This is a genomic window from Bacillus songklensis (genome assembly GCF_042649685.1).
GTDB classification, from domain to species: Bacteria; Bacillota; Bacilli; order Bacillales; family Bacillaceae_H; genus Bacillus_BA; species Bacillus_BA songklensis.
In genome coordinates, this window is the sequence record NZ_JBHRZT010000020.1 from 393731 (window position 1) to 407967 (window position 14237).

At 37.9% G+C, this 14237-nt stretch carries 13 protein-coding genes; all 13 read right to left on the minus strand.

The annotated features are described in order from the left end of the window. Nucleotides 1–55: 55 nt before the first annotated feature. The 13 genes from ACFOU2_RS05035 to phoU all read right to left on the minus strand — a co-directional run bounded on the left by ACFOU2_RS05035 (nt 56) and on the right by phoU (nt 14226). Nucleotides 56–1948 carry an LTA synthase family protein gene (locus ACFOU2_RS05035; protein WP_377912804.1) on the minus strand — a complete coding sequence of 631 codons (1893 nt, stop codon included), beginning with the start codon at nt 1946–1948 and terminating at the stop codon, nt 56–58. Nucleotides 1949–2236: 288 nt separating this feature from the next. Continuing rightward, complete coding sequence (locus tag ACFOU2_RS05040) at nt 2237–3211, minus strand: ROK family glucokinase (RefSeq protein WP_377912806.1); 975 nt, start codon at nt 3209–3211, stop codon at nt 2237–2239. A gap of 1 nt (nt 3212) precedes the next feature. Continuing rightward, nucleotides 3213–3419 carry a YqgQ family protein gene (locus ACFOU2_RS05045; RefSeq protein ID WP_377912808.1) on the minus strand — a complete coding sequence of 69 codons (207 nt, stop codon included), beginning with the start codon at nt 3417–3419 and terminating at the stop codon, nt 3213–3215. 72 nt (nt 3420–3491) lie between these two features. Then, nucleotides 3492–5027: a rhomboid family intramembrane serine protease gene (locus tag ACFOU2_RS05050; RefSeq protein WP_377912810.1), complete on the minus strand. Its 1536-nt coding sequence runs from the start codon at nt 5025–5027 to the stop codon at nt 3492–3494. Nucleotides 5028–5328: 301 nt separating this feature from the next. Next, nucleotides 5329–5508 (minus strand): hypothetical protein, encoded by a 180-nt coding sequence (locus ACFOU2_RS05055; protein WP_377912812.1) that lies wholly within the window; start codon nt 5506–5508, stop codon nt 5329–5331. Nucleotides 5509–5579: 71 nt separating this feature from the next. Further along, complete coding sequence (locus tag ACFOU2_RS05060; RefSeq protein WP_377912814.1) at nt 5580–6368, minus strand: DUF92 domain-containing protein; 789 nt, start codon at nt 6366–6368, stop codon at nt 5580–5582. Next, on the minus strand, nt 6361–6930 hold the full coding sequence (locus ACFOU2_RS05065; RefSeq protein WP_377912816.1) for a 5-formyltetrahydrofolate cyclo-ligase: 570 nt from the start codon (nt 6928–6930) through the stop codon (nt 6361–6363). The genes ACFOU2_RS05060 and ACFOU2_RS05065 overlap by 8 nt, the downstream gene beginning before the upstream one ends. 337 nt (nt 6931–7267) lie before the next feature. Beyond that, a complete protein-coding gene (gene rpmG, locus ACFOU2_RS05070) occupies nt 7268–7417 on the minus strand; it encodes a 50S ribosomal protein L33 (protein ID WP_377912818.1) in 150 nt (49 codons plus the stop codon). Between the two features lie 48 nt (nt 7418–7465). Then, nucleotides 7466–8041, minus strand: coding sequence for a hypothetical protein (locus ACFOU2_RS05075; RefSeq protein ID WP_377912820.1), 576 nt, complete (start codon nt 8039–8041; stop codon nt 7466–7468). Between the two features lie 91 nt (nt 8042–8132). Next, nucleotides 8133–10457: a sugar phosphate nucleotidyltransferase gene (locus ACFOU2_RS05080; RefSeq protein WP_377912822.1), complete on the minus strand. Its 2325-nt coding sequence runs from the start codon at nt 10455–10457 to the stop codon at nt 8133–8135. Then, nucleotides 10454–12859, minus strand: coding sequence for a glycosyltransferase (locus ACFOU2_RS05085; RefSeq protein WP_377912824.1), 2406 nt, complete (start codon nt 12857–12859; stop codon nt 10454–10456). The genes ACFOU2_RS05080 and ACFOU2_RS05085 overlap by 4 nt, the downstream gene beginning before the upstream one ends. An 11-nt stretch (nt 12860–12870) precedes the next feature. After that, nucleotides 12871–13335 carry a DUF4912 domain-containing protein gene (locus tag ACFOU2_RS05090; protein ID WP_377912826.1) on the minus strand — a complete coding sequence of 155 codons (465 nt, stop codon included), beginning with the start codon at nt 13333–13335 and terminating at the stop codon, nt 12871–12873. A gap of 231 nt (nt 13336–13566) precedes the next feature. Next, complete coding sequence (gene phoU / locus ACFOU2_RS05095; RefSeq protein WP_377912828.1) at nt 13567–14226, minus strand: phosphate signaling complex protein PhoU; 660 nt, start codon at nt 14224–14226, stop codon at nt 13567–13569. Nucleotides 14227–14237: the final 11 nt, after the last annotated feature.

Genomic DNA, 14237 nt, shown 5'->3' on the forward strand with positions numbered 1-14237 from the left:
TGGCTCATTCGTGCGAATGAGCCCAAAATCGACACTGGTCTTTTACATGGTTTTCTTAGTTAATTTTTTGTTCTTTCTCAGGATGATAGTTCGTTCCTTCATAAAAACGAAGCAAATCCCCGTATACAATTTCGTCCGAGTAATCTAGCTCTTGTTTCGCTTTTTCCATATAAGGTTCGCAGTACTTTGAATCCGCTTCTTGTCCAGTTTTCTTATCGTAACATTTGTTTTCCGTATACACGTACTTGCCTGTAATAAAACTTCCGTCACGAAGAACTGTAAAATTCATTTTTTCTTTCGAAAATAGATCTGTTCCAAAGTGAACATCATTTTTCGTATCAATGCCAAGTAAATGAAGAATGGTCGGTTTTAAGTCAATTTGGCCTGATACCTTATGGACCGTTCCTTTATACTTCCCACCCGGAATATGAATAATGAGGGGAACACGCTGCAGCTGTGTTGACACAAGCGGTGTTACTTCTTTACCTAAGTATTGCCCGATCGCTGCATTATGATTTTCGGAAATGCCATAGTGATCACCATACATCATGATGATGGAATTATCGTATAACCCTTCTTCCTTTAAACGAGTGATGAAATGTTTGACTGCTTCATCAGTATATCGAACCGTTGGAAAATAACGATTTAATGTTCGGCTGTTGGAAGTGTATTCATCCACCATCCCATCTTCCTCGTTTAACTCAAAAGGAAAGTGATTGGTCAATGTAATAAACTTTGTATAAAATGGCTGCGGCAATGATTTTAAATGGACAATGGATTGCTCGAAGAAGTCTACATCTTTTAATCCCCAGCCAATTGAATTTTCAGGTGTCACTTTATAATCAGTTAATGAGAAATAACGATCAAACCCTAATCTCAGATACATAATATCGCGGTTCCAGAAACTTTTGTTATTGGCATGGAGCATAGCTGTATAATAACCGTGCTGTTTTAGGATTTCTGGTATGGCATTATATTCATTTCCGGAATGAGTAAAAAAGACTGAGCCCCGTCCAAGCGGGTATAAAGAGTTCTCTACCAAAAATTCCGCATCGGACGTTTTACCTTGTCCCGTTTGATGATAAAAGTTATCGAAATAATAACTTTCCTTTAGGAAATCATTTAAGAATGGTGTAATTTCTTGTCCATTAATTTTCCGATCAATCACAAAGCTTTGCATTGACTCTAATGATATTAGAATCACGTTTTTTCCCTTTGCAATGCCAAACAGCTCTTTACTGGGCTCTTTTTGATTTGCTTTTAAATAGTTCTCGATTTCAACAAATTCACTGCTATCTGCTAATGCGCGCTGTGCTTTTGACTTAGATTGTAAAAGAGCATCATAAATATGATAGTTATAAGTCCCAAGGTTTTTCACCAACATCTCACGGTCAAACGTACGTGTTAACAACTCAGGCCGTTCTGTTTCTGCAAGAGCCAAGTTCGAAACGAACACAACCACAACGGCAATGCAGTAAGCAAAACGCTCTTTTTTCGTAAACGTAACCGTTGATTCTTTTTTATTCAGCCCTCGAGCTAACAAGGTCAATACTATAGTGTCGGCAAACATAAAAATATCTGTTGACTTGAAAAGTTCAAATGTACTATTTCCTAGTTCTCCCATATTACTTGTTTGAAATAAAACGGGCCATGTTAAAAAATCATTGAAGAAACGATAAAACATAACGTTTCCAAATAACACAAATGAAATGAAAAGGCTGATGACCACTATGTAGTGATTTCTTCTTTTCGTACTCTTAAAGAATAACCCGATTCCAAAAAACATAAGTAAAAAACTTAGTGGATTAATGAATAAAATGAATTCTTGCTTTGTATTTTCAATCTCGATGTTAAAGCTGGTTTTGTAAACGATGTACGTCTTTATCCATAATAAAAATACCGCTGTTAAAGCAAATGACAGCTTCGACAAAGAAAATCTAAGCTTCAACTCAATACCTCCTCCGTTATAATTGAAAACGGTAAGGGCTAAACGGAACTAATCTTATGTTTTTTACAAAAAAGCAGTTTGCCCTCCATATTAAATAAGCAGAATAGTAATGTTACTGTTTTATTCAATTCATTACCAAATTAGACGGATTTAATTGGAAAAAGTTCCAAAATCAAGATTAGGAACATTTAAAATTATAACGATAAACATAAAAAAGAGTCTCCACTTATAGAGTGGAGACTCTTTTCCCTTAATATACTACCGTTTTTTTATAGGGAAAACCAGGCATTAAGCCTGAATCATTTTTTCTTTTGCCAACCATGCCCCGCCAATGACACCGGCATCATTTCCCAAAGTAGCAATTGTTAATTCTGCTCCTTCAGCTACTCGAGGAAAAGCAAAGCGTTTAAATTGCTCTTTTAGTGGAGTTAACAATGTATCCCCCGCTTTAGAAACCCCGCCGCCAATAACAATTTTCTCTGGATTTAAACCATTTGCCAGGTTTGCAAGGGCTAGTCCTAAATGAAATGCTAATTCATTTACGACTGTAAGCGCTAATTCATCCTTCTCTTTCGCCGCATCAAAAATCATCTTTGCTGTAATTGTGCGGTTTTCTTTATAGGCTTCTCGTAAAATGCCGGATGTCTCTGTTTTTTCAAGAGCTGCCATCGCCAGACGGACAACTCCTGTTGCTGATGCAACAGTTTCAAGGCATCCCGTTTTTCCACAGTTGCAAGGTGCTCCTCCTTCTGGAACAGATGTAACATGTCCAATTTCACCAGCTGCTCCGTTCACCCCATGCACGATTTCCCCGTTGGCGATAACACCCCCGCCAACTCCTGTGCCAAGCGTTACACATAATAAATCTTTCGCGCCTTCGCCCGCACCTTTCCACATTTCTCCAATAGCAGCAATATTTGCATCGTTATCCACTACTACCGGCAAAGATGTTTCCATTTCTAAGCGATCTTGCAATGGAAAGTTGTTCCAGCCAAGATTGACTGCTACATAAATGGAACCGTTTGCTGAATTAACCGGTCCCGGCGCTCCAATCCCGATTGCTGCCAACTTGCTTTTGACCTGGCCGATTTCTGCTAATTTTCGATCAATGGCTTTTGCAATATCTGTTGGAATATTCTTTCCTTGCGCACTAATGTCCGTTGGGATTTCCCATTTATGAATAATCTCACCATAATGATTAATAAACGCCATTTTGATCGTTGTCCCGCCGAGGTCAACCCCCACTAACCATTTTTCATCCATGTTACTCCATCCTTTTTTCTTTCTGAATTTGTATTTCGTGCCGTAAAAGCAACAAAGCTGTTTGATAGTCTCTCACGTCTACCAGTTGTGACTGAAACAGCTCTTTTAATTCTGCCTCCATCAATTCCAAATCAGCTACACGATCGCCTATATAGATGATTGTGCCATACTTTTTCAGTAACTGTTGAACATCATAAATCGTTTTCATCTCGTCACCTGTTTTCATTGTTAAAACATGTACATACTAAAGTATAAAGGAAAGTTCAAGCACGTCAAGAATCTATTGAACACGCGTTTGAACTTCCCTTAATAATTGCTGGTATTGTTCATTTTTCGGTTCCAATTTTGCTGCTTTTTCAATTGATGTTCGCGCTTTCTCTACCTCCCCTAAACTTAAATAAATAAGGGCTAGGTTATAATGAGCCTCATGAAAGGAAGGATCATATCGAACTGCCGTTTCAAGATTGTTCCTCCCCTTTTCAATCTCATTTTTCTTAATTTGCGCATAAGAGAGTAAAAAATAAATTCGGCTATCCTTAATACTCTTTTCTTGAAAAGGCTGCAACACATCCAGTGCCTTATCATACTGCTTGTTTGCATTAAAATTCTGCGCAATTCCTAACGCATACTCGGTATCCTTTTCTAGGTTTTTAGGACTAAAACCATATAATAAGGAAGCGATAACAATCACACCACTGATGACTAGTCCTAGTACCTGCTCTTTTGGATTTCGATGTTTTGGCAATGATACGATGCTTGCCGCGAGAAACCCGCCCACTAGACCGCCGATATGTCCTGCATTATCAATGCCGGGTACAACAAAGCCAAAAATCAGATTGACAATAATGACCGCAATAATGTTATATCCCATCGTTCGCAGGAAGAGTTGGCGATGAATTTTCCCCAAATAGAGCAATGCCCCAAAACATCCAAAAATAGCACCTGAGGCCCCTGCCGATACAGTGGAACTAAAAAGAAAGCTCCCTAATACTCCCGTAAAACCAGAAAACAAATAAATGAATAGAAAACGAATGCTTCCATACATTTTTTCGACCATAGGTCCAAGATAGTATAGGGCAAAACTGTTCATTAACAAATGAAGCATACCGATATGCAGAAAAATTGGAGTAATAAAACGCCACCACTCTCCATCAAAAATGAAGGGATTGAATTTCGCTCCATATTCGATTAAAGTAAGGGTGTTTTCACTTCCACCTTTAAATTCGAGAACCAGAAACATCACAATCTGTGCAGCCAGCAAAACAAAAGCCAAAAAAGGCTTTCCATATTCAAAAAGCTCCCGTTCCTTCTTTTTTTGGTTGGTAATATAGGTTATAACTTGCTGCTTTAAATGCTCATTATAGAGAAGTAATTGGCCATCTTCGTGGGAAGGATAGACTAGAGAACAACCTGTTAAATGTTCATACTCTTCCTTGGTGTTCCATTCTGCTACCAATATGGTCTCGACCTTTGTCGGTGCTTTTTTCCCCATCATTTGTTCGGCTTTGGATAAAGGGCTCCACTCATTGACAGGTTCATAATCGCTAATATAAATGTTTTTAGTATGAAGCTCCTTTTTGAACCATTGTTTTCGCAGCTGCTCAGATTTTTCATATACATACTCTATGTCCTGCTCGATCACATTGGACCATGGAAAATTTTGACGCAGCAAACGAACAATTGTGACAGGTTTTCGTTCATTTGCTTGAAGCCATACTTCTTGGAAGTCTCCTGATATATGAATGATTTCATATGGCCCGTTTTCTATTAACTGCTTTAATAATGACCAAAACACCCAGTCTTGCCTTATCCCCAATGCTTTCATCTCCTCCTGTACATTTTCCCTAATGTAAACATCGCAAAAAAAACTTAAAAAATCAACTATATCAATCCACATAAACAAACGGACATGAATAAAAAACATTCATGTCCGTTTGTTTACGCATAAGAGTTGGCAAGTAATCTTACGGTCTCTTGCCAACTAACTGCTTATACGAAAACCTTTGTAAACCAATACGAAATGAGAGAGCAAAAAGGTCACCAAAAGGATCAGAAACTGAAACGAGCCATCCATGAAATCTTTTGATTTTACTGGATTTCATAGGATGGCCCTTGGCTTAATATTGAAACATTTGTTTTAATAACCGTTCCCTTACAAAAGGCATACTAAAAAAGGAACGAACAGCCAGCCCCCGAACTGCTTGACTGGATAATACAAAATTTAATAAACGATATCTTTTACGATAACCAAAAAACACGAGTATACTAATTAGCAATAATGTCAGGAAACGTTGCATCTCATTTACCTCCCTTATCATTATTACTTTTTCACATTGATCCGTTTTTTATCCATGTTTTTCTATGGCGGTCATACCCAGGCATACCATAAGAGGCCGAGGCAGATAGCCAGCACATTCGAAAGTCCGTTTACCATATCATTATTAAACAGTGAACACCCTTTTAGAGGAACCGTACGTGTACGACAATGTGTGGTTCGTTCGGTTTCAAGATGACAAACAGGACAACTGTAGGTGATTTGAATTACCGCGCCTAGAACGGTGTCAATCAAGTTCCCCATAAAGCCGAGGATTGTTACTATCATAATGTCCACTCCCGTGAGAGAAAACGATAGAAGGTGTGCCACATATACAATGAGAAGTGAACCAATAAGAGCAGAGAGCGTTCCCAACATGGATACTGCCCCTGATGTGCCGCGTTCAACCTTACGAAAAGTAGTCAGCAAGTAGGGTTTACCTTTACTTAATGTTCCAATCTCTGATGCCCATGTATCTGAATTAGAGGCAGCCAGGCTGATGATAAACAACTTTTCAAACAAATGATATTCCGTTATGAAATATAAGAGGCTGATTACAGCGGCGGCTCCTCCATTAACCATCACTTGAACGAAATCTCTTTGATCGCTTTTCTCTAGTTTCTCCTCAAGCTTTTTCTTTCTATCTTTTCTAAACTTACTCCAGATGGTAGATGTGCCAAAAAATGTTCCAAGCAATACGAGCCCTTTTAAATCAAATCCTACATAAATGGCACTCCCCACTGCTACCGCCGCCAAGACTCCCGAGGCAGACAACGCTTTCCCCCAAAAGCCCAGTAGTGCAATAATGACAATACCTATGTAAATCAATATGGACTCAATCATGACAAACAATAACCCCTTCATTTGTCACGATGGCTTCTACGGGAATATCATGTTGTTCAAAAGGAACTTCTTGTTGTAATTGGATGGAAAAGGCTAATGCAATTTTTTTGCCATGGAAATGGACAAGATACCGGTCATAGTATCCTCCTCCATAACCAATCCGATAACCATCTTTCGCAAATACCACACCTGGAACAACTATTAAATCGATATCCCTTGCATCATAGTATACGGTTTTGGAAACAATCGGTTCTTTCAACCCAAAATATACAGTTTCTAATTGCGAGAAAGAAGTAATCTTATAAAATTTCATTGAGTAATCTTTTGGATCGCACTTTGGCACAACAACAGTCTTTCCAGATTCCCATGCTTTTTGAATGATAGATGTTGTGGAAACTTCTTTTCCGCGTGAGATGGTCAGAGCAATAACGGTTGATTCTTGCCACCAGTTCGTTTCAAAAAGAGTATTCGCAATCTCATCAGACCACGTTTTATGAGTTTCCGAAGTTAGCTGTTGAAGGCTTTCCTTTACTTCATTTCGAATGCTAGCTTTTATATTCATACAATGGTCCCCCTGCCGTTTTTTCTCATAAAGAAAACTTGCCGATTGGTGAGCCTGTCAAGGCGAAGACAGAGGCCTAGTTGTCCTTATACTTCATTCCTCGAATTGGCGGCCTCATCGTATCGGCCCCATGCTGCCAATTTATCCCGCATTAACGGGCAGTAAGATCCCCACTTCCAAACTTAGCGTAATCGGAGAAGTTTAAGTGAGGATCACTGCCCGTAAAAGCCCGATAAGATCAACTAACCATCAGTGGGGGATGAAGGCCCCCACTGATAGAAGTTTCCTTTATAATATCTTAACGTATAAAAAAACAGCAGGAATAACTCCCTACTGTTTACTTTGTTTCACGGTGTAATGTAGCTTTTTTATCTCTTGAGCAGTATTTTTTTAGCTCAAGACGATCTGGGTTGTTACGTTTGTTTTTCTTAGAAATATAGTTACGCTCACCGCACTCTGTGCAAGCTAAAGTGATATTTACACGCATGTTTTTCCCTCCAAACTTTAAAAGCATAAATCAGACTATAATATAATATCATTTTTCTCCCTGAAATTCTAGTGTGTTTTTTTGAAGAAATTTATTTAGCATTTGGGAATTTCGGGATTCCCGCCCTTTAATTAACCAATAAGTGGCCGTAGCAGTCTCATAAGGTGCCAAATTACCTTCCAATGTAAAAGCACTTATCACATTTTGCGTAGAAAATGGCTGAAAACATAGTTTTCCCTTTTTTATATCTTTCCATAAATAAGAAAAGAAATCCTGTTTCTTTGACCTCATAGAATATTGGACAATTCCCTTTTCTTTATATTTACCGTTACAAACAAATATACTGTCTAAGGAATGGTGGAGTATTGCCTGCCCGTTAGGAGCATAATAAACAATGTCATTTCCCTCCTGGCACTCCAATTCTTGCTGCAGATACACTTTTACCTTTTGGCTGTGCCCACTTTGGTTACTTATATTTACTTTCACATACAATACCTTACATTGGTTAATGGAAGCATCAAACGTTTGACAGTTTAATGTTAAATAATATTCTTCAAGTATCGAATTTTTAGAACAAGACAAGGGATGGATCCAGCAAAAATCCCCTTCTGTCCAAATTCCCATTTTAGTTGAGATTCCCTCAAAGTTCAAGCAATTTTCTTTATCATCATGAAGAAATAACGGCTGAAAGTTTTGAAAGATTGTATCCATAGCGCTACACCTTCTGATACTCTTTAATTTTATTGATGAAGTAAGACGAAAACTGTTGAGCCGTAAACTGCTCCTCCGCTTCTGAGTAAACGTTGATGGCTGATAATTTATAATCTGGCATAATCAATGTCCATCCTCCTGAATGATAAATTTTCATTCCCTCTATTAATTCAACCTCATATTCTTTCACATCTTCCAATATCTTCCTCATAACTCTTCCCTGCATATTCGTTGGACAAAATACACATTCTTTCACTGCGTGAATGTTGGGGACTATGGCAAGGAGTTGAGAAAATGATAAAAATTGAACCGCTGCCAATTCAAGCAACTGGGAAAAAGCGTAAAAAGCATTTGTCTGAAACGGTCTTGTATCAATAAATGCTTTCTTCGCATTTCTTTGTAAACTTGCACGCACTACCTTTTCCGTTAAGGAAAAGAGAATAGGCTCACTTATGGTTACTGAGGTACTCAATTTATTTCGAGTGAGATAGTAATTAAACATGTAAAGAATGAATGATTCTGTTTCGGTCAATTTACTTCCTGTTTCATCAATAAGTTGAAATCGTTCCCCGGTTTTGTTAATCATCATGGCAAAGTGGGCACCTGCGTTCCTTACTTTCTTTATCATGTCTTCTTCATCCATTTCTTGATAAAGATCACAGTCCACATTTAAGTCATCACATAATCTTTTAAACAGTTTTTGGATAAAGTGAGGGGCCGTTACAATTACACGCAGATTCGAACCAATAATGGCGGGAATACAAATCGACTCATATAAAGTGGTTAAGTAACTGTTGAAAAACTCTTCTGATTTCCTCAGATTACGATTTCCGCTTTTCTCCTCTTCATTTCCTTCTTGCTTCCTTAACAGTTGTTCAAGCTTCCATTCTAAATTACGGCTAAACAGGCGACCATCTTCTTCGTAAAATTGAACAAATATTTCATTTGAATGATGAACGGCCTTCCTTCCTATATAAATTGCTCCGTCTACTCTCTCCCGTACTGCAGCATATTGAAGCAATGGAACAGCAACAACATGGAAATCTTCCACTTGAAATCCGCACTCCAGAAGCTTTATTACAATCTGTTCTTTAAAATACTCTACTCCTTCTTCACAACCAATCACAACTCGTTCATATCTTCTCCATAATTGTTTTAGTGCTCTGGCAATCGATGCGTAAAAATCAGCATCCAGTACAGAAGGATAAATGGTTCCATTGATAATGGATGGTGGATTGTAAAAGAATGTTGCAGCTAATTGAGTAGGATCACTTTGTATACTGACAGGCTCTGTAAAAACCTTATATAGCATTACATTTTCTCCCTGGCTGAACCGTTCCTTATCTTCTATTTTTCTATCCCAATCAATAATTGCTTTTTGCAAGATAGAGCTTTTCCCCACTGATACACCTGGCAGCAATACCGATTCCTGTATAAGCGCATTGGCCTGAACGAAACCATTTGAAGCGATGACCGTGTGAGGACCTATAACCGCGTCTTTTTGTATAACGGTATGATTCCCGATAAAAACGGGTGCCCGTACCGAGGCTGAACGTTCAATCGTTACATTTTCTCCAAGCCAAATCCCGCTCTTTATTTCTTGCCCGTTTATGAAAGCTGAGCATTTCCTATTTAACAGGTCCTGCTGTGCTTGATAGTAATGATTGACTTCTCCTATATCTATCCAGTAGTCTTCACTTAAATAGTGATATATGTTTTGGCTGCTTGAGAGTAAAAGTGGAATCAAATCCAGGCTTACATCCGTTTCAATGTTATCTTTTATATAAGATAGTACATTGGGTTCAATAATGTAAATGCCTGTATTAATGTAATCACTCAGAACTTCATGCCTCCTTGGCTTTTCAATCATTTTCTCCACTTTTCCATCAAATCTTGGTACCACTATTCCGTAGCTGAAAGGATTTGATAACTTTTTGGTAATGATGGTCATGATCCCTCTTTTTTTCTTGTGGTAATCAAGAGCCCTCTGGAAATCGATCATTGTTAAAGCATCTCCGCTTACAATCAAACAAGAGTCATTTATAAACGGTGCGGCATTTTTGACTGCCCCCGCCGTTCCAAGCGGTGTTTCTTCCAGAAAATAAGAAATTGTAACTCCCCATCTGCTTCCGTCTCCAAAATAGTTCATAATAGAGTCGGATAAATAGCTTAATGTAATGGCAATATCGTCAATCCCGTGGTGCTTTAAATGCTCAATCGTATATTCCAATACAGGTTTATCCAATAAAGGTAGCATTGGTTTTGGCGTATGGTAAGTGAGAGGACGAAGTCTTGTACCTTTTCCGCCAGCTAATATTATGGCTTTCAATTCACTCTCCCTCCTCCCTTTTGAAATGAAAAAATGTTCCTTTCAAAAAGCCTTGTCGTATCCCTGGCGATTTGATCCCAGCTAAACATTGTTTCAGCCCTCTTTTTTCCGTTTTTACCCAGTTGATTTGCCCATTCTTCATTTTTTAACAAGAATATAATTTGTTCCGCCAAATGCTGGGCATCACTCGGTCTAACCTTCACACCCGATACCCCGTCTTCAACAATAGCCTGCAATCCTCCTGTATCTGTAACAACAGTCGGTTTTCCAACAATCATTCCCTCAAGGGCTACAATCCCAAAAGGCTCATAGAGACTTGGAAATACGACTACATTACAAAGATCTAGCAGGTGGTTTCTTTCTTCATCCGTAATGTAACCAATAAACTGAACATGCCCACCCAATCTTTTTTCTTTCACAAGTTCACGATACTCGTGTAATAAGGGACCTTTTCCCGCAATTACAAACCGAACATTTGGAATTTTTCTTATTACGAATTCAGCTGCTTCAATTAAAATATGAAACCCTTTTTCGTATACAATTCTTCCAATTGAAAAAACGATTGGACTATCAGAAGATAGCTCATATTTTTTGTGTATGTTGAATGACTGGCATTGTGCCAAAAACATTTGCGCATCTATTCCATTAGGAAATACGGATATTTTTTTCGGTGATACATAGAATAAATCGACAAGTTCATTTTTCATATACTCACTGCACACAATGACAGCTTGAGAGTGATGGATTAATCTTTTCTCTTTTTCATGTACAGTCTTTTGCAAAGTTGTATGAATTCCGTTATTTCGTCCGTGCTCTGTCGCATGAATGGTAGAAATCAGTGGTATATTCAGTTGTTTATGAATGATTTGTGCTGCACTTCCTACAAGCCAATCATGTGCATGAACGAGATGAAACTTAATCTTTTTACATAGGATTAAACTTTCACGTACCATTGCTGCATTTAGACTATTGACCCATGCAAAAAAATCCGAATGGTGTGGTTGTAAACTTAATACCCGATAGACATGGACTCCCTGGAATTTTTCATAAGCCGGCAGTCCTTCTACAAATGTTGTCATCACCACTACATGATGACCTTGCTTGGCTAATGCACGGGACAAATCAAACACATGACGTGAAAGCCCACCAACTACAAGGGGGGGAAACTCCCAGGAAAGCATTAAAATATTTAACTGTTCTTTTTCTGTTTGTTGTAAAGTAAACCTCTGATTTTTAAAGGAGGTTCTTAAGAACTTTAAATAGTCAACAGTAAGAGTATGAAAAATCGAATCACTTATTTGTTTAGAGATTGGGACTTCTTTTCCAAACGATTCGTAAAATTGTTTAAATTGTCTTATATGAATATTCAGATGGGCAACAATATATTCTTTCTTTCCATTATTTTTCGTCAAAAGCTGCGCCCATTCTTTACTAGAAACGAGCAGCCATTTTTTGAGCATCTTCAAAAAACGGCTGCTCTCTATGTGGTCCATACACTCCCATAGTATTTGCTCCATTTGATGCATAGCCGAATAAGCCTCATGGTTTTGCTTATTCAACCATCGCTCACTAAACTCTTTATTAAGCTCTATCTTCATATTTATTTTAGAAGAACAATGTAAATCTTCTATGAAGAATTGTTTAGGTAATTGAAAATTCCCCTCTTCTTCTTGGAACATTTTGAAAAAGGAAAAGATTTTTTGACAGCCCGCTCTATGAGATACTTGTATGATCATTACATCTGGTAACGCTTTCATTTCTCCGGAAACTTTTTTGCATACTCCCTCTTTATATGGGATAAGCAAAACATTTCGGGATGTCAATAGAGGAAAGGAATCAAACAAGACCTCTTTAGGGAGAAACTGTTCATGTAAAAACGTATATTTGATTCCCTCTTCATGAAATAGTTCTTCAATTTCCTCTGTAACAAATCCCTCTTCTGCCCAAAAACCCATCGGTCTCTTCTGAAAATATTTTTCAAAGATTTTGATACCAAGATTAATTTGAACTTGTTTTCCCTTTCTCGTTGAGAGATAAGGAAGAAGACAATGACTGGCCGTCGTGGGAATACATTCAATTTCCCCTGCATCATATAACGCTCTAAAACCATTAATGAGATTACAATCCCATCCTAAGAACAAGGTCACTAAATCTCTCCTGTTTAGCTTCTTTAAATATTGTAAAAAAGAATCTTGAAACATAGGGTGATCCCATATTTCTAATACGATAGGAGAAAAAGTAATGGTGCATGGGGGGATTGTTTTTGTATTTAGATGCCGAAGCAAAGGGATATACCATTGAATCATGTCTTCAAATAAGAGTGTTTCATCGCAATATGATTCACTTGTTTTGTACAAATACGGAAAATGAGCGTGGATCACTATTAATTGATGTTTCTTCATCATTTTTCACCTTACGTTTTTTCATAGCAAGAGTATGCGCTGAAAATTTGAGACCATTCTGGCGGAGCTGGACGATTTAGCTGCCACTCTGAAAATATTTGATCAATGCAGTCTTCCTCATTTATCTCGTTATGGGATAAATGAACAAGGTTAGAGCGCAGTATTGTGTAATAAGACGTCTTTAACTGAACAGCAATATCCACAATATAAGACTTGTTGACCGGTAAATATAAAAACATATGCTGCTCTTCCTGCTTAATCCCATACCGTCGCCACTTATGAGCATTGTGGCCATTAAACATAATGTTCGTTACATCATAGACAATGACATATTGTGTCATTTCCTTCCACTTACATAGAAAACATTCTTCAAACAATTGCCGGGATAAGGAGGAAATGTTCCAATGAACATATAAGCATGAATCATTCCATCTTATTGCTTTACACAGATCGATATCTAGTTTCTCTAATGTCAAAACAACTCACCTTTATTTGTCTAACCTTCGTTTATTTTTCTTTCCTTAATCTTAACATTAAGCCACCATGGTCACAATAAACGCAATTTGTCGATTTAAGTAAATATTATTAACATTACCGGCCGCTTTTACGAATATCGAATATTGGTCTTTTACAAGAAGAAGTAATGCTCGAGGACTCTCATGCCGAAAGAAAACATCCCGCAGTTATGTAACCGCGGGATGTTCTTTTTATTCGTTTAATTCATATCGTTTACCTTTTACAAGATAAAAAACACTTTCAGCTATGTTTGTAGCATGGTCAGCAAAGCGTTCCAAATAACGAGCAATAAACAGAAGCTGGGTGATTTGAGGAAGAGCTTCCTGTTGTTCTTTTGCAATGCTTAACAACTCAATAATAGTTTCACCATACAGGTCATCCACTTCATCATCCATTTCAGCCACTTTCTTAGCCAGTACTACATCTTCATCGTAGTAAGACTTTAAGGAAAGTGAGAGCATGCTGCCCGCTAATTCGTACATTTTCGTAATATGTTCAAGCGGTTTAATGAGCGGTTCTTTGCCAATCCGGATAGTCGATTTAGCAATATTGACTGCAAAATCTGCCATGCGTTCAATGTCTGTCGCAATTTTGATTGCTACAATGATACGTCTTAAATCAATGGCAACCGGCTGCTGTTTAGCGATTAACAGGATAGCCAAATCATCAATTTCCTCTTCTAGACGATCAATTTTATAGTCTTCATCTATCACTTCTAAAGCTGCCTCAATATCCCTGTTAGTTAAAGACTGAAAGGAGTGATTCAAGGCTTCTTCTGTTAAATTCCCAATTTCCAATAACTTTTCTCTTAACGCTTTTAACTCATCATGAAATCGTTCACGTACTGCCATTCATCCCATCT

Excerpts from the sequence above, each read along its gene's own strand:
- ACFOU2_RS05060 (WP_377912814.1), bottom strand. The coding sequence starts at position 6,368 with ATGATTGAGTCCATATTGATTTACATAGGTATTGTCATTATTGCACTA.
- ACFOU2_RS05045 (WP_377912808.1), bottom strand. The coding sequence starts at position 3,419 with ATGAAAACGATTTATGATGTTCAACAGTTACTGAAAAAGTATGGCACA.
- ACFOU2_RS05065 (WP_377912816.1), bottom strand. The coding sequence starts at position 6,930 with ATGAATATAAAAGCTAGCATTCGAAATGAAGTAAAGGAAAGCCTTCAA.
- rpmG (WP_377912818.1), bottom strand. The coding sequence starts at position 7,417 with ATGCGTGTAAATATCACTTTAGCTTGCACAGAGTGCGGTGAGCGTAAC.
- ACFOU2_RS05085 (WP_377912824.1), bottom strand. The coding sequence starts at position 12,859 with ATGAAGAAACATCAATTAATAGTGATCCACGCTCATTTTCCGTATTTG.
- ACFOU2_RS05040 (WP_377912806.1), bottom strand. The coding sequence starts at position 3,211 with ATGGATGAAAAATGGTTAGTGGGGGTTGACCTCGGCGGGACAACGATC.
- ACFOU2_RS05075 (WP_377912820.1), bottom strand. The coding sequence starts at position 8,041 with ATGGGAATTTGGACAGAAGGGGATTTTTGCTGGATCCATCCCTTGTCT.
- phoU (WP_377912828.1), bottom strand. The coding sequence starts at position 14,226 with ATGGCAGTACGTGAACGATTTCATGATGAGTTAAAAGCGTTAAGAGAA.
- ACFOU2_RS05055 (WP_377912812.1), bottom strand. The coding sequence starts at position 5,508 with ATGCAACGTTTCCTGACATTATTGCTAATTAGTATACTCGTGTTTTTT.